The organism is Ancylobacter tetraedralis (genome assembly GCF_014195655.1).
GTDB classification, from domain to species: domain Bacteria; phylum Pseudomonadota; class Alphaproteobacteria; order Rhizobiales; family Xanthobacteraceae; genus Ancylobacter; species Ancylobacter tetraedralis.
The window spans coordinates 26,088-47,455 of sequence record NZ_JACICD010000012.1 but is presented as its reverse complement, the minus strand read 5'-3'; the positions used below and the strand labels follow the sequence as shown (position 1 = coordinate 47,455).

Sequence of the window (21,368 nt, the reverse complement as noted above, 5' to 3'; positions counted from 1 at the left end):
CGCGCATGTCTAGGCGAGCTGCAGCATCTGCGCCCCGGCCGGATGGAAGCGGGCCATGTGGGTGGTGCTGGCGAAGCGGCCTCGGGTGAACAGGTCGAAGCGGGATTCGCGCTCCCGGGTGAAGCCGAAGCGCTCATAGAGGGCGATGGCGCGCGCATTGTCGGAAGCGACGCCCAGTTCCAGCCGCAACAGGTTCAGCCAGTTGTCGGCCATGTTGAGCATCTCCGTCATCAGGGCGCTGCCGATCCCACGACCGTGAACATCGGGGTGCACGCACAGGCCGAACGTGCCGACATGCTTGCGGCGGGGCGCGCGGTTCAGCAGCATGCCGAGATGGCCGACGACGCGGCCCTCGAGCACGGCAACCAGCTCCACATTCTCCGGATCACGGGTCTTGTAGAAATCCTGCCAGAAGCGCGTGTCGCGATGCGGCAGCTGGGTCGTGTAGGCGACCACGTCCTCGAACGCATAGATCGCGGCGAGGTCGGCGGCGTCCTCGGGGCGCGCGGTGCGGATAGTTGGCCCGCTCATGGAAATGTCTCCGAAAAAAGGGGGGGATCGGACGGGGTGCGCGCGCACGGAGCCGAACCACAGGGCGACCCTCGGCCCGCCGCGACGTCCGTTGCGGGGCGCCTGCTGCCCGGAGAATGTTGCCGGGCAGCAGGACGGCTCGGCTTACTTCTTGTCGACCAGCCGGTAGAAGACGAAGTCCGACAGGGCACCGTTCACGTAGCCGGTGACTTTCGGGTTCATGGCGATCTGGCTCTCCGCCTGGAACATGACCACGATGGGCGACTGCGCCTGAACCTTGGCCTGGAGATCGACATACAGAGCGTTGCGCCGGGCCGGGTCGGGCTCGGCCAGCGCGGCCTTGGTTTCCGCGTTCAGCTCCGGCGGCACCTTCCAGGCGTTCCGCCACGTCGTGGTCGACTGGTAGTGGTCGTCGGCGTTGTTGTCGTTGAAGGCGAAGGCCTGGGCGTTGGAGTGCGGGTCCATGAAGTCGGGACCCCAGTAGAGCAGCATCGCCTGATGCGCGCGGGCGCGGTACTTGGTGATCACCTGGCTGCCGGTGCCGGGAAGGATGTCGAACTCGATACCCGCCTTGGCGAAGGAAGCCTGAAGCGACTGCGCGATGTCGGTGAAGGGCGAGGAGTTGATCACGTCGAGTGTGACCTTGATCGGCGTCTTGATGCCGGCCTCCGCGAGGATCTTCTTGGCCTTCTCCACATCGTAATGGTACGGCGTCGCCTCCAGCGCTCCGGGAAAGCCCTTCGGGTTGAAGCTCTGATAGACCTGCATCTGACCCTTCAGAAAGGTCGACGTCATGCCCTCGTAGTCGACGAGATAGCGTGCGGCCTCCCATACGGCCGGCGGGGTCAGCGCCGCGGTCTTCTGGTTGAAGGACAGGAAGTGCACCGATGCCTGCGGATAGGCGACAACCTTGGCGCTGGCGCCGAGCCCGGCGATCTGATCGGGGGTCAGGTTCTTCGCCATGTCCACATCACCCGACTTCAGCAGCAATTGCTGGGTCGCGGCTTCGGCGACATGACGGATGAGCACCTGCTTCATGATCGGCGCGCCGCGGAAATAGGCCGGGTTGGCGTCGAGCACGAGGATGTCGCCGGGGCGATAGGTCCTCAGCTTGAAGGCCCCGGTACCGGCCGAGTTGGCATTGAGCCAGCCATTGCCGAAATCGCCATTCACCTCATGCTGCTGCACGGTCTTGGCGTCGACGATGGAACCCGGGCGGGCTGCCAGCGCATTCAGGGCGAAGCCGGAGGAGAAGTCGCCGGTGTAGCGCACGACCACCTTGTCGGGGCCGTCGGCTGTCACCATCGCGTCGATGGTCTCAGGGGTCCAGCCGAGCTGGGTGAGGATGAAGGATGGCACCTTGTTGAGCGCGACGACGCGCTTGAACGAATAAAGGACATCCTCGGGACGCAGCGGATTGCCGGAATGGAAGGTGACGCCCTTGCGCAGCGTGAAGGTGATCGTCTTCGCCGCCTCGTCGATCGTCCAATCGGAGGCCAGGGCGCCGACCAGCTTGCTGGTGTCTTCCGCATCATACTGGATGAGACGGTCATAGACCTGCGCCACATACTCACCCGAGGAGTACTCGAACGACTGTGCCGGGTCGATGGCGACGATGTCGTCGATGTTCTGGGCGACAACCAGCACACCTGGCGGCGTCGCTGCCAGCGCCACTGACAGACCGGTCGGCAAGCTGGCCGGAAGGGCCATCGCCCCGGCAATGAGAAGGGCTCGTAAGAGGCTCATATTGTTCCCTTTTTTACTGGAAGTTATGTCGTGTGACAGCGGAGCCATACCGCTCGGGTCACTAAAATTTTTTAAATCCTACAAAAAAATATGTATGATACAAGATGTTTTTTCAGTAACAGAACGTCGTCCCATGCGCCGCGTCCTGAGAGAGGAATCTGTCCGCTTGAGCCAGGATCCACAGACCGAACCTCCCCACTCCCCGCGTCGGTCCCCGGCGGCGCTCCGGCGCGGCGCCCGCGCCGCCGCGATCGATCTCGGCAGCGTTCTCGTTGCTCTCGCGCTGACATTTCTGGGGCTTCTGGCCATTACCTTCGTGATCGGCCGCGTGGTGCCGATCGATCCGGTCGTGGCCGTCGTCGGCGATCGCGCGCCCCTGGCCGTCTATGAGAAGGCACGTGCCGAGATGGGGCTGGACCGCCCGCTGCTCGTCCAGTTCGCCGCTTATGTCGGCCATGTCGCGCGCGGCGACCTCGGCCTGTCGGTATCGACCGGCAATACCGTGGCAGCCGACCTGCGGCGGGTGTTCCCGGCAACTCTCGAGGTGGCGACGCTGGGAATCCTCATCGGTGTCCTGCTCGGCGTGCCGATGGGCGTTCTGGCTGCCAGCCGGCAAGGGTCACTGACGGACCAGCTCATCCGCGTGGTCGGCCTGCTCGGCTATGCCGTGCCGGCCTTCTGGCTGGGCCTGGTGGGCCTCGCCGTCTTCTATGCCCATTACCGCTGGGTCAGCGGGCCCGGGCGCATCGATGTCTATTTCGACGGCGCGGTGGAGGCGAGGACCGGCCTGCTGCTGATCGACAGCCTGCTTGCCGGCGATATCGAGGTATTTGGCAACGCGCTTTCCCACATCCTGCTTCCCGCGGCGGTGCTCGGTTTCTTCAGCCTCGCCTATATCGGCCGCATGACGCGCTCCTTCATGCTGGATCAGCTCAGCCAGGAGTTCATCACCACCGCCCGCGTGAAGGGGGTGCCGGAATGGCGGGTGATCTGGCGCCACGCGTTCAAGCCGATCCGGGTGCCGCTGATCACCGTGGTCGGCCTCTCCTATGCCGGCCTGCTGGAAGGCTCGGTGATGATCGAAACCATCTTCGCGTGGCCGGGCATCGGCAACTACCTCACCACCGCTCTTCTCAACGCTGACATGAACGCCGTCCTCGGGTCGACGCTGGTGGTCGGAGCGATCTTCATCGGCATCAACAAGATGTCGGACCTGCTCTACCGCCTCCTCGATCCCCGCGCACGCTAGGAGAACCGTCTTGGCCACCGTGCTTCACTGGCTCCTCGACGAAACGCCGACGTCCCGGCTGCAGGCGCGGCTGGGCCGCCATGCCCGCGTCGCGCTCGCCCTCACGCGCAATCCGCTCGCCGTCATCGGTCTCATCATCGTCGCGCTGCTGCTGGTCTCGGCCTTGGCCGCGCCGCTGATCGCGACCCAGGATCCGGTCGCGCAGGATCTCGCGCGGCGGCTGCTGCCGCCGAGTGCCGCGCACTGGATGGGCACGGACGAGCTCGGCCGGGACATCTGGTCGCGTACCGTGTTCGGTTCGCGGATCACACTGACGATCGTGCTGCTGGTGGCGATCATCGCCGCGCCGCTCGGCCTCGTGGTCGGCGCGGTCGCCGGCTATTTCGGCGGCTGGTGCGACCGCATCCTGATGGGCGTCACCGACATCTTCCTGTCCATGCCCAAGCTGATCCTGGCGCTGGCCTTCGTGGCCGCGCTCGGTCCAGGCATCCAGAACGCGATCATCGCGATCGCCATCGCCACATGGCCGAGCTATGCCCGGATCGCCCGCGCGGAGACACTGACCGTCCGCCATAGCGAGTTCATTTCGGCGATCCGATTGCAGGGAGCTTCCGCGACGCGCGTGATCCTGCGCCACATCCTGCCGCTCTGCGCGTCGTCGATGATCATCCGCGTCACCCTCGACATGGCCGGCATCATCCTCACCGCCGCCGGCCTCGGCTTCATCGGCCTCGGCGCCCAGCCGCCCCTGCCGGAATGGGGCGCCATGATCTCGCGCGGCCGCAACTTCATCCTCGACCAGTGGTGGGTCTCGACCATGCCCGGGCTCGCGATCGTCACCGTCGGGCTAGGCTTCTGCTTTCTCGGCGACGGCCTGCGTGACGTGCTGGATCCCAAACAGGCAGGCAAGCCATGACCGCCCCGCTCCTCGATATCGAGAACCTGCGCGTCACCTTTCCCACCTCGACGGGGCCGGTCGATGTGGTGCGCGGCCTGTCCTTCGCGCTCGGGCGCGAGCGGCTGGGCATTGTCGGCGAAAGCGGCTCGGGCAAGTCGATGACAGGCCGTGCCATCCTCAGGCTGGTGCGCCCGCCGGGGCGGGTGACGGCCGACCGGCTGCACTTCGATGGCATCGACCTGTTGGCCCAGAACCCACGCCGCATGCGGCTGATCCGGGGTGCCCGCATCTCCATGGTGATGCAGGACCCGAAATTCTCCCTCAATCCTGTGATGACTATCGGCGCTCAGATCGCGGAGGCGGTGCTCACCCATGAGCGCGTGTCGCGCGTCGATCTGCATTCCCGCGTGGTCGCCATGCTCGAGGCGGTGCGCATCGACGATCCCGACCGCGTCGCCGCGCTCTATCCCCACGAGGTATCGGGAGGCATGGGCCAGCGGGTGATGATCGCGATGATGCTGATCCCGCAGCCCGATGTCCTCATCGCCGACGAGCCGACCTCGGCGCTGGACGGCTCGGTACAGGCTCAGGTGCTCGACATCATCGACGAGCAGATCACCAGTAAGGGCATGGGGCTGATCCTCATCAGCCATGACCTCAACATGGTCGCGAGCTACTGTGAGCGGATCCTCGTCATGTACCGAGGCGAGGTGGTGGAAGAATGCCGGGCCGACGCGCTCGCCGACGCGCGCCACCCCTATACGCGCGGCCTTCTGGCCGCCATGCCGCACATCGATGAAACCCGCGACGAGCTGCCCGTGCTCGATCGCCGCGCATGGACCACGCCATGACCGCCATCTCCCTGCGCAATCTCGATATCTTCTACGGCGCGACGAAGGTCGTTCACGACCTCACGCTTGATATCGCCGAGGGCGAGAGCGTCGCGCTGGTAGGCGAGAGCGGCTCCGGCAAGTCCACGGTGCTGAAGGCGATCACCGGGCTGGCGACGAACTGGACTGGCGCCATCGCCGTCGAGGGGGTGCCGCGCAGCCACCGGATCGACCGCCGCTGTGCGCGGCAATGCCAGCTGGTGTTCCAGGATCCCTACGCTTCGCTGCATCCGCGCAAGACCGTGGACGACGCGCTCTCGGAACCCCTGGCGATCCACGGCATCCCCGATGACGGGCGGCGCGTCGAGACGACGATGGCGGCGGTCGGGCTCGACGCGCGCCTGCGCTTCCGCTTTCCCCATCAGCTCTCCGGCGGTCAGCGCCAGCGCGTGGCGATCGCCCGCGCGCTCATGCCGGAGCCGCGCATCCTGCTTCTGGACGAGCCGACCTCGGCGCTCGATGTTTCGGTGCAGGCGGAAATTCTCAACCTGCTGAAACGGCTGCGCCGCGAACAGGGCCTCACCTATCTGATGGTGACGCACAACCTGCCGGTGGTGTCCTTCCTCTGCGACCGGCTCGCGGTGATGCAGAAAGGCCGGATCGTCGAGATCGCCGAGGTCGCGCGCTTCAAGACGGGCGCGCTGGCCAGTCCCTACGCCCGCGAGTTGTACGCCGCCGGAGCCTCACGCGGCTGCTGAGGGGCGCCCGGCAGCACGGTCGTTCAATCGGCGGCGGCGGCGGAGGCGGGCAGGTCGCCGAACAGCGAGACCGTGCCGACCCAGATGATCCTGGCAGGCACGCGTCCCTTGTTCATATAGGAATGGGGGCTGTCGCCGCGGAAATGGCAGGTGTCGCCGGGCCGCAGCAGCACGGATGTATCGTCGACGACCTGCAGCAGTTCGCCCTTGAGGATGTAGATCCACTCCTCGCCGATATTGGTGATGGTCTTGGACCTGTAGCCGGCGGGGATGTGCATGATCACCGCGTTGAGCATCTGCCCCGAGAACACGGTGGACATGCGCTCATAGCGGACCGGCGAATCGTGGATCGCGAATTCGGGACGGCTCCCCTCCCGCGTCACCGAATCGGGCGGTAGGCCGATCTGCAGGAACGAGGAGGTCGACAGGCCGAGCGCCTTGGCAATGCCGCCCAGCGTGCCCAGTGATGGCGTGGACTTGCCGCGCTCCACCAGCGAGAGGAACGCCGGCGAGATAGCGGCGACCTGGCACAGTTCCACCATCGTCATGTCGCGCTTCTGGCGTTCGCGGCGGATGAGCGCGCCGAGATTGGACACCAGCATCCCGCTGGTCGGCGAGGGGGCGGGCCCTCCTTCCGGCGCTACCGGTTGCCCCGCCTTTGCCTGTCTTGCCACGATTGCCCCTTGCCGAGATGTCCTGTTCGGTCCGGACCATACCGGTCGCCGTCGGTTGGCTCAAATAATTTGAGAAACGTGACGGAATTTCACACCGCGGTGAGCGCGGGGAGCGGAATTTCCTTCCATCCGCTCGCCGCCTCCAGGACCGCGGCAATCCGCAGCAGCGTCGCCTCGGCGAAACGCGGGCCAATGAGCTGGACGCCGATCGGCAGCCCACGTCCATCCCGGCCGGTCGGCACATGGAGGGCGGGATGGCCGGTGAGATTGAAGGGAAGGGCGGGAATCTGGAACGGCACGGCCAGCATGTTGTCGCCGCCGTCGAGCGGCGGGGCGCCATGGATGGCGCTCGCGGTCAGGATCGCGTCGACGCCGTCGAAGAGGGTGTCGAGAGCCTCGGTCAGGCGGCGCCGCACCCGGAAGGCCTGGACGAGGTCGGCGCCCGTGACGGCCGCGCCCAGCAGCAGGCGCTCGGCGGTCTTTGCCGCATAGAGCGGAAGATGCGCCTGAAGGTCCGACTGATGCACGCAATAGGCCTCGGCCAGCATGATGGCCATGCCGCTCGCATAGAATGCGTCATAGTCCGGCAGCGCGACGCGGCTCAGCACGCCGCCGCCGCGCGCCAGCGCATCGGTCGCCTGGGCGAGACTGGCGGCGACGGCCGGATCGAACCGCGGCTCAAGCCCCATATGCCCCGGTGGCACGCCGATGCGCAGCCCCGCGACTCCCGCCCGCAGCGGCGCGGCGTAGTCGGCGGCCGGCACATCGGCGCTGGCCGGGTCGTGCGGGTCGAAGCCGGCGAGAACCTGCAGCGCCAGCGCCGCGTCCTCGACACTGCGGGTGATCGGCCCGCAATGGTCCATCGAATGGGACAGCGGGAAGACGCCCCGCCGGCTCACCCGGCCATAGGTGGGCTTCAGCCCGACGGTGCCGCAATAGGCCGCCGGCTGGCGGATCGAGCCGCCAGTGTCCGTCGCGAGGGCGATCCGGACGAAACCCGCGCTCACCGCGACGCCGGCGCCCGAGGAGGAGCCGCCGGTGGCATGGCCGGGGTGCCACGGGTTGCGGCTTGGCGGGTTCGGGGAATCCGGCCCCATGCCGCCGGTGGCGAATTCCTGCAGTTGCAGCTTGCCGAGCAGGACCGCGCCGCCATCGCTCATGCGCGCCACGGCGGCGCTGTCCTCCCGGGCGATATGGTTCGCGCGCAACCTGGAATTGCAGCCGGTCGGCATGCCGGCACTGTCGAACAGATCCTTCACCGCATATGGAATTCCCTGCAACGGGCCGCGATCCACGCCGCCGGCGAAGTCCCGGTCGGCCGCGCGCGCCTCGCGCAGCGCCCGTTCGCCGCAGACCCGCACGAAGGCCGCCAGCGTGCCGTCATGGGCTGCGATGCGCGCGAGCTGGTGGCGCGCCAGTTGCTCCGCCGTGAAGCGCCGCGCGCGCAGGCCGCTGCCCAGTTCGGCGATGGACAGTGCATGCAGCTCAGAGGTCACGGCGCACCGGGCGCAGGGGAGAACCGAGATAGAGCGGCGGCAGCTCCGGCGGACAGGGGGCATGAAGCAATGCGAGCTGCCGCCGCAGGGCGGCGAAGCTCGCTTGGAGATCCGCCATCATCAGGTCCGGCACGGTGAGGCCGGCCCGGAGGAACAGCTGCGCCAGCTCGTCGCCAGGGACGGCCGGCTCGCCGATGGGGACCGGGTGCGCGGTGGGCATGGCGGACAGTTCTCCTGTGCTCTATCGGCATGCGGCGCCGCCCCGGTGGTCCCGGCGGATGCGGCCGCCCGGCGCGGGGGTGCCGGAGCGCCCACGCGTGAGATCTGGCGAAGGGTTGCGGCACCCGTCCGGCGTGTCATAGCGGGAGAGACGTTACGCAAACAACTGAAAAAAATTTAGTTTGATGAAAAATATTCATTGACTTCGGGCGGAGCGATCGCGATGACTGGGCGGTGTCGATGGCGCTTTGCCACGTCCCGGGCACACCAGATATGCACGCTCCCCGCATCCTTGTCGGCGGCCTGTTCCTCGAGGCGCACAGCTTCACGCCTCGCCACACGGCGCTGGCCGATTTCGTCGTCACGCGCGGTCCCGCCCTCATCGAGAAACTGGAAACCTCCGATACCGCCCTTGCCGGCGGCTCGCGGCGGCTGCGGGCCGGCGGCGCCCATATCCTGCCCGGCCTTTCGGCCGTCGCGCCACCGGGCGGGCTTGCCGTGCATGAGGACTATCTCGCGCTCCGGACCCAGTTGCTCGATGCGGTGGCGGCGACCCGGCCGGACGCCATCTTCCTCGACCTGCACGGTGCGATGGCCACGACCGAGATCGAGGATGCGGAGGGAGATCTGGTGCAGGCCCTGCGACGGCTCGTCGGACCTCGCGTCCCCATCGCCGTCGCGCTCGACATGCACGCCTCGATGACTCGGGCCATGCTGGACGCCACGCCGCTCTGGGTGGGCTATAAGAAAAACCCGCATGTCGACTGTTCGGAAACCGGCGAACGGGCGGCCCAGTTGCTGCTCGACACGCTGTCCGGCGCCCTGAACCCGGTGGCGTGCGCGATCTGGCTGCCCGCTCTTCTGCTGGGTCAGCTCGCCACCGAACGCGGCCCGCTGGCGGAATTGCACGCGATGCGCCGTGCGCTGGAGCGGTCCGAGGATCTTGCGGACATGTCCTTCTACAACACCTACGCCTTTCTCGATGCCGCCGAAGCCGGGCAGTGCATCACCGCCGTCGCGCGCGACGACAGGGCTCCGGCGGCGCAGGCGGCCGTCGAGGCCCTGGCGCGCGCGGTGTGGGCGCGTCGCGATCGTTTCGGGGTGGACCGTCCCGCGCTGGAACCGGTGATCGCCGGGCTGGTGCCGCAGGCCGGCCGGCCGGTCATCCTCGGCGATCATGGAGATCGCGTCCTCGGCGGCGGGATTGGCGACGGCACCCATATCATCGCCACGGCGCGGGCGCGCCGGCCGGACCTTCGTATTCTGGCGCCCGTCACCGATCCCGACGCGGTCCATGCGGCGCGGAAGGCGGGTGTCGGTGCCGATCTGGACCTGATGCTGGGCGGTGCGCTGACGCCGGGGGAAATGCCGGTGGCCGGGCGCTGGCGGGTCAAGGCGCTGGGGGAGGGTCGTTTCGTGCAGGCCGGCCCGTTCCTGGCCGGCGAGCCGGCCGACATGGGGCCGACCGCGGTGCTGCAGTGCGGCCGGCTGACCGTTCTGGCCACCAGCCGGCCGGGTCTCAGCCAGGATCCGCAGGCCTTTCTAAGTCACGGCGAGGACCCGGCGGCCTATGACGTGGTTGTCTGCAAGTCCGGCTTTCATTTCGAACCGGCCTTCCGCTCCTTTGGTCCGTGCGTGTCGGTCGACACGCCGGGCATGACCAATTACGTGCCCGGGCATTTCCCGTTCCGCCGGCGGCCCCGCTATTGGCCGGAAGATCCGGCGGCCGTGCCCGATTTCGCGGCACGAACCTTCCCCAGCCGAGTTGCGAGCGCAGACGCAAGGAGCCTGTCATGACCCGCCGCAGCACGGAGCAGTCGCTTCGTGCCTTCCAGCGCGCACAGCGCGTATTTCCGGATGGAACCGCGCGCGTGACCATCGAGAAGGATCCCTGCGCGGTCTATATCGAACGGGGAGAAGGGGCCTGGGTCGAGGATCTCGATGGACGGCGCTTCCTCGATCTGCACGGCAACTTCACCGCGCTGATCAACGGCCACGCCTTCCCGCCCGTTGTCGAGGCGGTGACGCGGCAGATCCACAAGGGGAGTTGCTTCGCCAATCCGACGGAGAGCGAACTCGCGTTGGCGGAACTGCTGTGCGCCCGTGTTGCGGGCATGGACCGGCTGCGCTTCGTGAATACCGGCACCGAAGCCGTCATGTTCGCCGTGAAGGCGGCGCGGGCCATCACCGGCCGCAGCGGCATCGCCAAGATCGAGGGGGCCTATCACGGCGCCTATGACTGGATCGAGGTGAGCCAGACCAGCGGGCCGTCGAACTGGGGGAACGATGCGGAACCCGCGAGCGTGCCCTATTATCGCGGCATGCCGGACAGCGTCGTGAACGAGGTGGTCACGCTGCGGATCAATGACGCGCCGGCGGCGGAGCGACTGATCGAGCGTCACGCGGCGCGCCTCTGCGCCATTGTCATCGATCCGATGCCCAGCCGGCTGGGTCTCATCGGCGCCACGCCGGATTTCCTCGCCGCCGTGCAGGCCGCGGCGCGGCGCAACGGCATCCTGATCATCGCCGACGAGGTGCTGAACTTTCGCCAGGGCTATCACGGGCTGTCGGCACGGCTGGGCCTGGAGCCCGATCTCTGGGCGCTCGGAAAGATCATCGGCGGCGGCTTCCCGATCGGCGCCATCGGGGGGCGGGCGGAGGTCATGGAAGTGTTCGCGCGGCGCGGCGGTCCCGCGCGCGTGCCCCAGGGCGGCACTTTCTCGGCAAATCCCATATCGATGACCGCCGGCTACGCCAACATGCAGGCTTTGACGCCTGCCGCCTTCGCGCGTCTGGAGGCGATGGGCGACCGGCTGAGGAGCGCGTTGCGGACCGCGATCGCGGCGAGCGGTCTACCCTTCTGCGTCACCGGCGCCGCCTCGCTGCTGCGGGTGCACGCCAAGGGCGCGGCGCCCGCCGACTATCGCCAGGCGGTGGAGACGCCCGCGCAGCGCGGTGCCATCCAGCGCCTCGTCGCGCAATTCGCCGCGGCGGGCCTTCTGATGCAAACGAGCGGCATGATGTGCCTGTCCACACCGATGCAGGATGCGGATATCGACCTGATTTCCGGGACCTTCGAAACCTATCTGCACGATGAACTCCGGCACGGCGGCCCGCCCGCCCGTGCCGCGGCCGGCGAATGAGGCGCCAAGACCCCGCCATGGATCTGCTGCTGAAAGACAAGGTGGTCGTCGTGACCGGCTCGAGCGCCGGCATCGGCCTGGCGACAGCCTGCGAATTTGCCCGCGAGGGGGCCCATGTGGTGCTGGTCGGCCGCACGCAGGAGAGACTGCGCGCCGCCGCGCACGGCCTGCCGGAGACTGCGGCCTCCGTTCTTTCGGTGGCGTGCGACGTGACGGAACCGGACGGCGCGGCGCGCCTGATCGACAACGTGGTCGAGCGCCATGGCGGGATCGACGTGCTCGTCAACAATGTCGGCGGTGCGGTCGGTGGACGCCTGATCGAAAACAGCACCGACGACCACTGGCGCCGCACCTTCGAGATGAACGTGGTCCAGACCGTCCGCCTGATGCGCCTCGCCGTGCCGCATATGCAGCACCGCGCGGCGGCCATCGTCAACATCGCGTCGATTTCCGGCTGGGTGCCGCAACTTGCCAGCAGCGGCCAGTACGGCGGATCGAAAGCCGCCCTGATCTTCGACACCGAACGCTGGGCGCTCGAATTCCAGAAGCACGGCATCCGGGTGAATGCCGTCGCGCCCGGCGCCATCCTCGAGGAGGGGGGCGGATGGGCGACCTATCGCGATGCCCATCGCGAGGCCTTCGACGCCTATGTCGAGGAAGCCTTCCCCATGGGGCGCCTCGGCGCGCCGCAGGAGGTGGCCGATGTCGTCGTGTTCCTGGCCTCGGCCCGCGCCAATTGGGTGAACGGACGCATGGTGGCGGTGGACGGCCTTGAGCAGCCGGTGCGCTCGGCGCGTCACTGGGTCGGAGAGCATTAGGTCGCGGCCTCGATCCGCCAGAGACCGGCCTAATGCGAGCGGTCCGTCGCCGAGGCAGAGCGCCCGGGTCGGTTCTGTTTCCAGCGAGAAGCGCGTGTCTTCATGAATATGCGAATGCTGCCGGGCATGTGTCTGCTCGTGGCCGCCACGGCCGCGTTCGTGGCGACCGCCGCGCCTTCGTCCCTCTGGCCTTTGACCTCCATCGGCTTCATCGGCGCCTACATCCTGTTGTCCTTCGGGGGAACGGCGCTGTCTGCGCAGGTCATGCTGGCGGCGGCCATGCTCGTCACGGCGCTGTACGTCCTGTCCGGCGGTTCGCTGGACGCATTCGCGCAGATGGTGCGGCAGGCCGTCTATCTGCCGGCGCTGATCACCGTTCTCGTGCCGCTGCGCATCGTCGCGAGGGACAGCGAGATGGTGAGGGAGGCGGGGCGTTTCATCGTCGACCAGCCGCCGAACCGGCGCTATGGGCTCCTTGCCGTCGGCGGGCAGGTTTTCGGCGTTCTTCTGAACATCGGCGGCTTGATGCTCCTTCTCGATGTCGCGCTGCGCGGCCCGATCTCCCGGCGCGGCGAAGGCCCCGCGGCCGAGACGCAGGTCCGCCGCATCACCAACGCCGTTCTGCGAGGCTTCTGCGCCAATCTCTTCTGGTCGCCTGTCGGGCTGGGCCTCAATCTCATGCTGACATTGACCCCGGGCCTGACATGGTTCGACTTTGCGCCCTACGGCCTGGCGGCGACGCTCATTTTCCTGACCATCGGCTGGCTGTTCGATCGTGCCGAGGACCGGGCGCCGGTGCGCCGGGTTCGCAAGCTCGGGGGAGCCGGCGCCAAGGAGCTGGCGGGATTGCTGTGCATTCTGGCGGGCATCATCGGGGCGGCAGCCTTGCTGCAGTTCGTGACCGCCCTGCCTCTCCGGGGCGCCATTCTCGCGGTCATTCCCCTGTTCGCGGCGGGCTGGCACCTCATGGCCCCCGGACCTGCGGGCGAGAGAACGGCAAGCCGCTCCCTGCACCGCCTGGGCGACATGACCTTCCAGGCATTGCCCTCCGCGGTGAACGAGATCGCGATCATCGCGTCGGCGGGCTACCTCGGCCTGATGATCGGCGCGATGGTGCCGGAGCAGACGGTGCGCGGGTTCGTGCTCCTTGCCGGCCTGCAGGGTTGGCTTCTTGCCTGCAGCATTTCGCTGTTGATCCTGCTGACATCCATGCTGGGGCTCAATCCGATCATAAGCTCGACCATCAGCGTCAAGGCGACGCTTTCCGCGGGTCTGGTGATTTCAGAGCCGATGCTGATCCTCTCGGCTCTCATCGGTTGGGGCCTGGGTCTGCTGGTCTCTCCAGCGACCTCGACGCTCTCCATTGCCTGTTTGGCAACCGGCCGGCCCCCTTTCACGGTGGGACTGCGCTGGAACGGTTTCTTCTGCCTGAGCGTATTGATGGTCGCCGCGGTCGGCTTTCTGACACTGTCGCGGTGGCAATGATGCATCGTGCCTTGAAGAGCCATCAAACGGCATCGAAGGTCTAGGCAGCAAGCCGTTGTGCACCCTCGATTACGGCCCAGGGATCCGCTCTCGGTTACGCACGCATCATGATTTTCCCGCGCACTATGGCGCGAGCTTCATTCCTTCCGCCATCGCCTTTGTCGGCGGTTGGGTGGGCGCTCGATTGAAGCCATAAGATCGACAGCCTCCGCACTCATCTCGTCATCGGCTTTTGGCTCACTTCGATGGTGAGTTGCTCGAGACGACGAAGGGCCGATGAGTCGAGCCAGCTCATCTATGTGCGCTCTCACGATTTCTCGCGGTCGCTCAGGGTGTCTTCCATGAATGCGGCGGCGCGCAGCAACTGGCGGTCGGAAAGGCGCCGGCCCGCGATCTGCAGACCTACCGGCAAATCGTTCCGGCCGCGACCCGCGGGTAGGGAAAGTGCCGGGCAGAAGGCGTGATTGAAGAACGGCGTGAAAACCGCATGCCCGCGATCGCCAACTCTTACTCTGTCAATCTCGCGGGGAGCGAAGTGCTCATGCGGCCAGGCAACGCACGGCGTTGTCGGGCCGATCAGCAGATCATACCCGCGTGCAAAGAAGCGTGCCGCCGCGCCGGCGATTGCCTGGCTCAGCCCATAGGCCCGGGCGAGAGCGAGACCATCGAGAGCCAGGCCGCGCTCGATCTGGGCGGCAATGGCGGGCGAGAAGCGGGTCGGATCGACACGCCAGGCATCGCCCCATCCGGCCGCAAGGCCTGCCTGCTGGATCGGCGCGATGCCGGCTTCGCTCGCGCCCTCCGGCCACAGCGGATCAGCTCGCTCGATCGATAGGCCGGCGGCGCGCAGCTTTTCCACGGCGGCCTCGATGGTGGTGGCGACATCGGGATCGACCGGCACGTCGAGCCCGAAGCGCGGGCTGTAGGCGATGCGCAAGGCGCGCACCGGGCGCCCATCGTCCGCGGGCAGATCTACCGAGCCGGGATCCTCCGGGTGCGAACCGGCAAGCACGTTGAAGAACAGAGTGACGTCGTCGACACGCGCCGCCATCGGCGCCAGCACCTCGGTCGGCGAGAGGATGCGAGGTGTCGCGATGGCACCGGTCGACGGCTTGAAGCCCACGACACCGCAATGGGCCGCGGGGCGCCGCCCGGAACCGGCCCCGTCGCTGCCCAGCGCCAGAGGTACGAAGCCCGCCCCCAGCGCCGTGGCGGCGCCCCCCGAGGAGCCGCCCGGGGTCAGGCGGGGGTCCTGCGGATGCCGGGTGGTGCCATAGACCAAGTTCGAGGTATGCCCCGTGCAGCCGAACTCGGACATGTTGGTCGAGCCGACGAAGATCGCGCCGGCGGCGCGCAAGCGCTCGATGGCGACATCGTCGTGCTCCGGCACGAAGTCGCGGAACATCAACGAGCCCAGTGTGACCCGCTTGCCGGCGATGCGGATATGATCCTTGATCGCCACCGGCACTCCGGCAAGCGGTGGACGTTCGCCGGCGGCAAGCCGCCGCGCGAGCTCGGCAAGCTGGGGCTCGACCTCCGCCGGATCGAAATCGACGATGGCGTTGAGCGCTTCATTGCCGGCGGCGATGGCCGTGAGCGCATGCTCGACGGCCTCGCGCGGATCGCGGGTTCCGTCGTTGACGGAGCGGGCGATCTCGATGGCGCTCCAGGGAAACATATCCATCTCCGGCCAAGAGCAACTGGCAAACCGCTAGGACGCCGGGCTGTCGATCTCGACGATCAGCGACGTCTCGAAACAGTAATTGTCCGACAGCGAGGGAGCGCCATAGGTCGCCCGCGCGCCAAGGCCGATCTCCGAGCCGAACACCTCGTCGAAAAGGTCGCTCAGGCCGTTGGTGATCTTGTAGTGCTCGTAGAAATCCGGCGTGCAGGCAACGAAATTGATCGAGCTGACAATGGCGGTGACGCGGTCGAGGTCGCCGATCGCGCGCTTGATGGTGGAGAGGCAGTTGATGCCGGTCTGCCGGGCGGCGCGATAGCCTTCCTCGATGGTCACGTCCTGGCCGAGTCGGCCCGGATAGCGCACCTGGCCATTCTCCATGCCGGCGGAATGGCCCCCCAGATGCAGCACCCGCCCCGTGATGACGAAGGGCTTCATCTTGCCGTAACGCTTGCCGTACTGCCCGGGCCCGGCCATCGGAACCGTGAGGGTGATGCCGAGTTCGTCGAGACGCTGTTCGATCTTCATGACTGGAACCTGCTGGTTGAACGTGTCGAAGGACGATGGGCCGGGCCTACAGGCCGAGTGCGCAACCGTCCTTGCGCGGATCGGAGGCGGCGGCGAGGATCCCGCTCGCGGGATCGCGCCAGATGAGCTGGCCGCCACCGATCATCGCCGGTGACCACTGGGCATCGTGGCCGCGCGACCGCAGGGCGTCGATCAAGCCGGGGTCGGTCCGCCGCTCGACATTGAGCACGCCGCGATAGGCGAAGCTGCGGGGGTGATCGAGCGCCTGCTGCGGATCGAGGCCCAGATCGAGGATGTTCGACAGCAATTCGGCATGGCCGGCGGCCTGGTAGGGACCGCCCATGACGCCGAAGGGCGCGACGCACGCGCCGTCCTTCATCACCATGCCCGGAATGAGCGTATGGAGCGGCCGCTTGCCGCCGGCGATCGCATTCGGGTGGCCGGGCTCAAGGCGAAACTGGGCGCCCCGGTTGTGGAACAGAACCCCCGAACGCGGCGCCATGATCCGGCTGCCGAACGAGTGGAACAGCGAGTTGATGAAGGAAATCGCGTTGCCGTCCTCGTCGATCACGCAGGCATAGACAGTGTCGCGCTGCATGACCTCCGGCCACACGACAGGCTCCGCCGCGTGACTCATGTCGATCCGTGTCCGGGCGAAGTCGGCCCATTGCGGCGACAGCAGCTCCCGGACGGGAGTGGATGCGAAATCGGGATCGCCGAACAGGTGATCGCGGTGGTGATAGGCAAGCTTGGCAAGTTCGGCCAGAACGTGAATCCGGTCGGCCTCGCTCATGCCGGGGTCGGCGAGATCCATCCGGTCCAGCACGTTCAGCATCATGAGCGCCGCGAGACCCTGGCCGCTCGGCGGCAACTCGAGCACGTCGTAGCCCCGGTAGCGTGTCGAAATCGGCGCGACGTAGTCGGCCCGGGCCTCCGCGAAATCCTGCAACGTGTGCAGCCCGCCATGGTCCCGCAGGCAGGCGACCATGTCGGCGGCGACCTCCCCCGTGTAGAAACCGTCATGGCCTTCGCGGGCGATGGTCTCCAGCGTCGCGGCCAGCCGCGGCTGGCGGTGGAGGCTGCCGGCCGGGATGGGGCGGCCCCCGGGCAGGAACACCGACGCCGCCACCGGGTGATCGGCCAGCAGCGGGGCCTCCGTCGACCAGTCGAGGCCCACGATGGGCTGCACCACATAGCCGTCGCGGGCGCAGCGGATCGCCGGCTCCAGCACGGTTTCCAGCGACAGGCGACCATGGTCCGCAAGGAGCTTGCACCAGCCGGCCACGGCCCCCGGAACGGTCACCGAATGCGGCGAGTCGAGCGCCAGTTCCGCGACGCCATGCTGGGCGAACCAGCCCGTGCTGGCCGCCGCCGGGGCACGGCCGGCGCCGCTGAGACCGATCGGCGCGCGCGCGTTGCGCGGCATGTAGAGGGCGAAGCAGTCGCCGCCGATGCCGGTCTGGTGGGGCTCCACCACGCACTGCACCGCGATGGCCGCGATGGCCGCGTCCACGGCGTTGCCGCCCCGGCGGAGCATGTCGATGGCGGTCAGGCTCGCCAGCGGATGTGATGTCGCCGCCGCGGCCCTTGCCGAATACACGATCGAGCGCGTGCGCCCGGCCCCGTCGAGCGGCTTCCGATCCCGATTGTCACTCACGCCAAATCCATCCTCAACCTGCTGCACGCCACCATCCCGCGTCCGGTGGGCAATGCCGAATGTTTCATGTCGTCCGGCGTGCCCGCCGTCCCGCGCCGGCGGCCCGGACGATGGCTGCCGCTCAGCCCAGTTCCGCGCTCAGTTCGCGCAGGCGCGTCGTCTGCGGATTGCGGGTACGGCCGGCCCGCAGGTCCTCGGCGGAGAGGATTTCCACCATCTCGCCATTGCTCATCACGCCGACCCATGGGCACAGATGCGCCACCACCGCGAGATTGTGGCTGACCATCAGATAGGTGAGCTTTCGCTCCTCGCGCAGATCCGCCAGCAGGTTGAGGATCTCCGCCTGGACAGACACGTCCAGCGCGCTGGTAGGTTCGTCGAGCAGCAGCACCGAGGGTTCGGAAATCAGCGCGCGGGCGATCGCCACACGCTGGCGCTGGCCGCCGGAGAGTTGGTGCGGGTAGCGAAAGCGCGCCGCCGCCGGCAGCGCGACATCGGCAAGCACCTGCCGGATCCGCCGGTCGATATCGCCGATCCCCTGCACGAGCAGCGGCTCGCTCAATGCGCGATCCACGGTCTGGCGCGGATGTAGCGACCCGTAGGGGTCCTGGAACACCATCTGCACGCGGCGGAAGAAATCCGGCGGCTTGCCCCGCCCCAGCGGCATGCCGGCGATTTCGAGATATCCGTCCCAGAGATCGTTGAGGCCGGCCAGCGCGCGCATCACCGTCGATTTGCCCGAACCGCTCTCGCCGACGATGCCGAAGCTGCTGCCCTCCGGCACGCGAAAGCTGACGCCGCGCACCGCGTCGTGCGAGCCGAAGCGGACCCGCAGGTCGTCGACGATGATCATGTCGCGGCGGGTATGGCTCATGTCGGCCACCTCATGTCAGCCACGCGGGATCGCGCGCCATCACGGGCAGGCGCGGCCGCGGGTGGGTCAGGCTGGGCATGCAGTCCAGCAGCGCCCTTGTATAGGGATGGCGCGCCTGGCCGAGTTCGCCCGCCGCCAGTTCCTCCACCACGCGGCCGGCATACATGACCGCGACGCGATCGCAGAAATGCCCGACCAGCGGCAGATCGTGGCTGATCAGCATCAGCCCCATATTGCGCCGGGAGACGAGGTCTTCCATCAGCTTGAGGATTTCCGCCTGCACGGAGGCATCCAGCGCGGAGGTCGGCTCGTCGGCGATCAGCAGTTCCGGGTCCGGCGCCAGCATCATGGCGATCATCACGCGCTGGCCCATGCCGCCGGAGAGCTCGTGCGGGTAGGAATCGGCGACGCGCCGGGGATCGCGGATCTGCACCTGCGCCAGCAGGTCGATCGCCGCTTCCTTCGCCTGCCGCCGCGAGCCCTTTCGCCGGTTGCGCCAGGCCTCGGCGATCTGGTCGCCGGCGGTCATGATCGGATTGAGCGAGTATTTGGGGTCCTGCAGGATGAGGCCGGCGCGACGGCCGCGGATCATCCCCATCTGCTTCTCGCTCGCCGAGAGCACGTCGATGCCATCGAAGCGCAGCGTGTCCGCCCGCGTGACCGCCGCCGGTGGCAGCAGGCGCAGCAGCGCCCGCGCGGTGAGGGACTTGCCGCTGCCGCTTTCGCCGACAATGCCCAGCTTCTCCGTGCCGAGCGTCATCGATACGTCGCGGACCGCCGCGTGCATGCCATGCGGCGTCGGGAAGGAAATGTTGAGACCGGAAATTTCCACCAGCATCCGGGTCTCCCTCACCCCTGCCTGGGGTCGAGCACGTCGCGCAGCCCGTCGCCCAAGAGGTTGAAGGCCAGCGAGGCGACGAGAATGGCGATTCCGGGGATCAGCGGAACCCACCACTGGTCGAGGAGGAACCGCCGGGCGGTGGCGATCATGGTTCCCCATTCCGGCGAGGGTGGCTGCGCGCCCATGCCCAGGAAGCCGAGGCTCGCGGCGAAGATGATGATGGCGCTCATGTCCAGCGTGACGCGCACGATGAGCGAACCAAGGCACAGCGGCATGATATGGCGCAGGATGATCCGCCCCGAAGACGCTCCGGTCATGCGCACGGCGGCGATGTAATCCGCATCGCGGATCGTCATGGTCTCGGCGCGCGCCAGCCGGGCATAGGGTGGCCAGGTGGTCAGGGCGATGGCGATCACGGCGCTGGTCATGCCGGGCTGGATCGCGGCCACGAAGGCCAGGGCGAGGATCAGCCGGGGAAAGGCCAGGAATACATCCGTCACACGCATCAGGATGACGTCGGCAGCGCCGCGATAATAGCCGGCGACGCAGCCGACCGCGAGGCCGATCGGCGCCACCAGGACGACCACCGCCAGCACCATGCCGAGCGTGACGCGCGCGCCATAGAGCAGCCGGGAATAGACGTCGCGCCCCAGTTCGTCGGTTCCGAGCCAGTGCTGTGTCGAGGGGGGCAACAGCCTCTGGCCGAGATTCTGCGTCACGGGATCATGCGTGGCGAGCAGCGGGGCGAGGATCGCACACGCCAGCAGCGCGATCACCGTGGCGAGGCCGTAGAGGGCCGGCTTGTTCGCGCGAAAATCACACCAGAGGCGATAGCGGCGCCCCCACGCCGCCTGCGCGCGCGATTGCGGACTGTCGCTCAGCAGCCATGCCCTGTCGAAGAGTCTACCGATCATACGCGTGGGTCCAGCACTCGATAGGCGACGTCGGCGAGCAGGTTCAGCACCATGTAGACGAAGCCGACCAGCAGCGTTGCGCCAATCACCGCATTCATGTCCGCGTTGAGCAGGGACACCGTCAGGTACTGGCCAATTCCCGGCCAGCTGAAGATCATCTCGGTGACCACGGCGCCTTCCAGCAATCCGGCATAGGTCAGCGCGAGCACGGTCGCGAGGCGCACCGCAATGTTGCCGAAGGCGTGACGCCAGATGACCCGCGCCGGAGACAGTCCCTTTGCCCGCGCCGTGATGACATATTCCCCGGCGAGCGCGTCGATCATGAAGGCGCGGGTCATGCGCGAGATATAGGCCATCGAGAAATAGGCCAGCACCGCCGCCGGGAGCATCAGATGGGAGAGGGCATCCCAGAACACATCCGCATCGCCGGCGATCAGTGCATCGACCGTCAGGAAGCCGGTGACGGTGGGGGTCATTCCCACATAGGCAACACCGACGCGGCCCGTTCCGGGCGCCCAGCCCAGCCATGCATAGAAAACCAGCAACGAGATCAGCCCCAGCACCGGGATCGGGATGGAATGGCCGACGATGGAGAAAACCCGGACAAACTGGTCGAGCCGAGAATTGCGGCGCACCGCCGAGAGCACACCGAGCGGAATGCCGATGAGGGTAGCGAAGATCATCGCGGTGGTGCCGAGCTCCACCGTCGCCGGAAAATACAGCTTGATGTCGTCGACGACGAGGTTGGACGTCATCACCGAACGTCCCAGATCGCCACGGAAAAGGTGAGTCAGGTAGATCCAGAACTGGACGGGAAGCGGCTTGTCCAGCCCGAGCTCGATCCGCATGCGCTCCACCAGTTCCGGGCGGGCATGATCGCCGAGAATGGTCAGCACCGGATCGATCGGGATCACGCGGCCGATGAAGAACGTCACCAGCACAAGGCCGAACAGGGTGATCGCCAGGCTGGAGACGGTTGCCCCCAGCCTGGCCAGTGTCCGCGCGGGCGAATGCCGCTGCATGGCG

General features: G+C 67.4%; 20 protein-coding genes. 8 read left to right on the top strand and 12 right to left on the bottom strand.

Annotation, left to right across the window (positions count from 1 at the left end):
- Positions 1 to 9: 9 nt before the first annotated feature.
- Positions 10 to 531: a GNAT family N-acetyltransferase gene (locus tag FHS55_RS20835; RefSeq protein WP_183191728.1), complete on the bottom strand. Its 522-nt coding sequence runs from the start codon at positions 529 to 531 to the stop codon at positions 10 to 12.
- Between the two features lie 144 nt (positions 532 to 675).
- Positions 676 to 2,277: an ABC transporter substrate-binding protein gene (locus tag FHS55_RS20830; protein ID WP_183191725.1), complete on the bottom strand. Its 1,602-nt coding sequence runs from the start codon at positions 2,275 to 2,277 to the stop codon at positions 676 to 678.
- Positions 2,278 to 2,443: 166 nt separating this feature from the next.
- Between FHS55_RS20830 and FHS55_RS20825 the strand changes: the two genes are divergently transcribed.
- The 4 genes from FHS55_RS20825 to FHS55_RS20810 are packed head-to-tail and all read left to right on the top strand — an operon-like array spanning position 2,444 to position 6,012.
- Entirely contained in the window at positions 2,444 to 3,526 is a 1,083-nt protein-coding gene (locus tag FHS55_RS20825; protein ID WP_425485846.1) for an ABC transporter permease, read from the top strand.
- A 10-nt stretch (positions 3,527 to 3,536) separates the two neighbouring features.
- Positions 3,537 to 4,442, top strand: coding sequence for an ABC transporter permease (locus FHS55_RS20820; RefSeq protein ID WP_183191721.1), 906 nt, complete (start codon positions 3,537 to 3,539; stop codon positions 4,440 to 4,442).
- Positions 4,439 to 5,275: an ABC transporter ATP-binding protein gene (locus FHS55_RS20815; protein ID WP_183191720.1), complete on the top strand. Its 837-nt coding sequence runs from the start codon at positions 4,439 to 4,441 to the stop codon at positions 5,273 to 5,275. The genes FHS55_RS20820 and FHS55_RS20815 overlap by 4 nt, the downstream gene beginning before the upstream one ends.
- The gene (locus FHS55_RS20810; RefSeq protein WP_183191719.1) at positions 5,272 to 6,012 is read left to right on the top strand and encodes an ABC transporter ATP-binding protein; all 741 of its coding nucleotides are present in this window, start codon (positions 5,272 to 5,274) and stop codon (positions 6,010 to 6,012) included. The genes FHS55_RS20815 and FHS55_RS20810 overlap by 4 nt, the downstream gene beginning before the upstream one ends.
- 23 nt (positions 6,013 to 6,035) lie before the next feature.
- Here FHS55_RS20810 and FHS55_RS20805 read toward each other — a convergent pair whose 3' ends face one another.
- The 3 genes from FHS55_RS20805 to FHS55_RS20795 form a co-directional block, all read right to left on the bottom strand.
- Complete coding sequence (locus FHS55_RS20805; RefSeq protein ID WP_183191718.1) at positions 6,036 to 6,686, bottom strand: cupin domain-containing protein; 651 nt, start codon at positions 6,684 to 6,686, stop codon at positions 6,036 to 6,038.
- An 89-nt stretch (positions 6,687 to 6,775) separates the two neighbouring features.
- The gene (locus FHS55_RS20800; protein ID WP_210287103.1) at positions 6,776 to 8,182 is read right to left on the bottom strand and encodes an amidase family protein; all 1,407 of its coding nucleotides are present in this window, start codon (positions 8,180 to 8,182) and stop codon (positions 6,776 to 6,778) included.
- Positions 8,172 to 8,402 carry a hypothetical protein gene (locus FHS55_RS20795; protein WP_183191715.1) on the bottom strand — a complete coding sequence of 77 codons (231 nt, stop codon included), beginning with the start codon at positions 8,400 to 8,402 and terminating at the stop codon, positions 8,172 to 8,174. The genes FHS55_RS20800 and FHS55_RS20795 overlap by 11 nt, the downstream gene beginning before the upstream one ends.
- 272 nt (positions 8,403 to 8,674) lie before the next feature.
- Here FHS55_RS20795 and FHS55_RS20790 point away from each other — a divergent pair, with 272 nt between their 5' ends.
- The 4 genes from FHS55_RS20790 to FHS55_RS20775 all read left to right on the top strand — a co-directional run bounded on the left by FHS55_RS20790 (position 8,675) and on the right by FHS55_RS20775 (position 13,847).
- A complete protein-coding gene (locus tag FHS55_RS20790; RefSeq protein WP_183191713.1) occupies positions 8,675 to 10,198 on the top strand; it encodes a M81 family metallopeptidase in 1,524 nt (507 codons plus the stop codon).
- Positions 10,195 to 11,544, top strand: coding sequence for an aspartate aminotransferase family protein (locus FHS55_RS20785; RefSeq protein WP_183191711.1), 1,350 nt, complete (start codon positions 10,195 to 10,197; stop codon positions 11,542 to 11,544). Before FHS55_RS20790 ends, FHS55_RS20785 begins: the two co-directional genes overlap by 4 nt.
- Positions 11,545 to 11,561: 17 nt before the next feature.
- The gene (locus FHS55_RS20780; protein ID WP_183191710.1) at positions 11,562 to 12,362 is read left to right on the top strand and encodes an SDR family NAD(P)-dependent oxidoreductase; all 801 of its coding nucleotides are present in this window, start codon (positions 11,562 to 11,564) and stop codon (positions 12,360 to 12,362) included.
- Positions 12,363 to 12,464: 102 nt separating this feature from the next.
- On the top strand, positions 12,465 to 13,847 hold the full coding sequence (locus tag FHS55_RS20775) for a hypothetical protein (RefSeq protein ID WP_183191708.1): 1,383 nt from the start codon (positions 12,465 to 12,467) through the stop codon (positions 13,845 to 13,847).
- Positions 13,848 to 14,154: 307 nt separating this feature from the next.
- Here the strand turns inward: FHS55_RS20775 and FHS55_RS20770 are convergent, their stop codons facing one another.
- From FHS55_RS20770 to FHS55_RS20740, 7 genes are all read right to left on the bottom strand, one after another.
- Positions 14,155 to 15,525: an amidase gene (locus FHS55_RS20770; protein WP_183191707.1), complete on the bottom strand. Its 1,371-nt coding sequence runs from the start codon at positions 15,523 to 15,525 to the stop codon at positions 14,155 to 14,157.
- A 33-nt stretch (positions 15,526 to 15,558) separates the two neighbouring features.
- Positions 15,559 to 16,056, bottom strand: coding sequence for a RidA family protein (locus FHS55_RS20765; RefSeq protein WP_183191706.1), 498 nt, complete (start codon positions 16,054 to 16,056; stop codon positions 15,559 to 15,561).
- A 46-nt stretch (positions 16,057 to 16,102) separates the two neighbouring features.
- Entirely contained in the window at positions 16,103 to 17,593 is a 1,491-nt protein-coding gene (locus tag FHS55_RS20760) for a gamma-glutamyltransferase family protein (RefSeq protein ID WP_183191818.1), read from the bottom strand.
- A 241-nt stretch (positions 17,594 to 17,834) separates the two neighbouring features.
- Entirely contained in the window at positions 17,835 to 18,566 is a 732-nt protein-coding gene (locus tag FHS55_RS20755) for an ABC transporter ATP-binding protein (RefSeq protein WP_183191816.1), read from the bottom strand.
- Between the two features lie 31 nt (positions 18,567 to 18,597).
- The gene (locus FHS55_RS20750; RefSeq protein WP_183191704.1) at positions 18,598 to 19,425 is read right to left on the bottom strand and encodes an ABC transporter ATP-binding protein; all 828 of its coding nucleotides are present in this window, start codon (positions 19,423 to 19,425) and stop codon (positions 18,598 to 18,600) included.
- An 11-nt stretch (positions 19,426 to 19,436) separates the two neighbouring features.
- Positions 19,437 to 20,342, bottom strand: a complete 906-nt coding sequence (gene nikC, locus FHS55_RS20745; protein ID WP_183191703.1) for a nickel transporter permease — start codon at positions 20,340 to 20,342, stop codon at positions 19,437 to 19,439.
- Positions 20,339 to 21,364, bottom strand: coding sequence for an ABC transporter permease (locus FHS55_RS20740; RefSeq protein ID WP_183191701.1), 1,026 nt, complete (start codon positions 21,362 to 21,364; stop codon positions 20,339 to 20,341). The genes nikC and FHS55_RS20740 overlap by 4 nt, the downstream gene beginning before the upstream one ends.
- Between the last annotated feature and the right edge of the window lie 4 nt (positions 21,365 to 21,368).

Excerpts from the sequence above, each read along its gene's own strand:
- FHS55_RS20835 (WP_183191728.1), bottom strand. The coding sequence starts at position 531 with ATGAGCGGGCCAACTATCCGCACCGCGCGCCCCGAGGACGCCGCCGAC.
- FHS55_RS20830 (WP_183191725.1), bottom strand. The coding sequence starts at position 2,277 with ATGAGCCTCTTACGAGCCCTTCTCATTGCCGGGGCGATGGCCCTTCCG.
- FHS55_RS20815 (WP_183191720.1), top strand. The coding sequence starts at position 4,439 with ATGACCGCCCCGCTCCTCGATATCGAGAACCTGCGCGTCACCTTTCCC.
- FHS55_RS20810 (WP_183191719.1), top strand. The coding sequence starts at position 5,272 with ATGACCGCCATCTCCCTGCGCAATCTCGATATCTTCTACGGCGCGACG.
- FHS55_RS20795 (WP_183191715.1), bottom strand. The coding sequence starts at position 8,402 with ATGCCCACCGCGCACCCGGTCCCCATCGGCGAGCCGGCCGTCCCTGGC.
- FHS55_RS20790 (WP_183191713.1), top strand. The coding sequence starts at position 8,675 with ATGCACGCTCCCCGCATCCTTGTCGGCGGCCTGTTCCTCGAGGCGCAC.
- FHS55_RS20785 (WP_183191711.1), top strand. The coding sequence starts at position 10,195 with ATGACCCGCCGCAGCACGGAGCAGTCGCTTCGTGCCTTCCAGCGCGCA.
- FHS55_RS20780 (WP_183191710.1), top strand. The coding sequence starts at position 11,562 with ATGGATCTGCTGCTGAAAGACAAGGTGGTCGTCGTGACCGGCTCGAGC.
- FHS55_RS20775 (WP_183191708.1), top strand. The coding sequence starts at position 12,465 with ATGAATATGCGAATGCTGCCGGGCATGTGTCTGCTCGTGGCCGCCACG.
- FHS55_RS20770 (WP_183191707.1), bottom strand. The coding sequence starts at position 15,525 with ATGTTTCCCTGGAGCGCCATCGAGATCGCCCGCTCCGTCAACGACGGA.
- FHS55_RS20765 (WP_183191706.1), bottom strand. The coding sequence starts at position 16,056 with ATGAAGATCGAACAGCGTCTCGACGAACTCGGCATCACCCTCACGGTT.
- FHS55_RS20760 (WP_183191818.1), bottom strand. The coding sequence starts at position 17,593 with ATGCTCCGCCGGGGCGGCAACGCCGTGGACGCGGCCATCGCGGCCATC.
- FHS55_RS20755 (WP_183191816.1), bottom strand. The coding sequence starts at position 18,566 with ATGATCATCGTCGACGACCTGCGGGTCCGCTTCGGCTCGCACGACGCG.
- FHS55_RS20750 (WP_183191704.1), bottom strand. The coding sequence starts at position 19,425 with ATGCTGGTGGAAATTTCCGGTCTCAACATTTCCTTCCCGACGCCGCAT.
- nikC (WP_183191703.1), bottom strand. The coding sequence starts at position 20,342 with ATGATCGGTAGACTCTTCGACAGGGCATGGCTGCTGAGCGACAGTCCG.
- FHS55_RS20740 (WP_183191701.1), bottom strand. The coding sequence starts at position 21,364 with ATGCAGCGGCATTCGCCCGCGCGGACACTGGCCAGGCTGGGGGCAACC.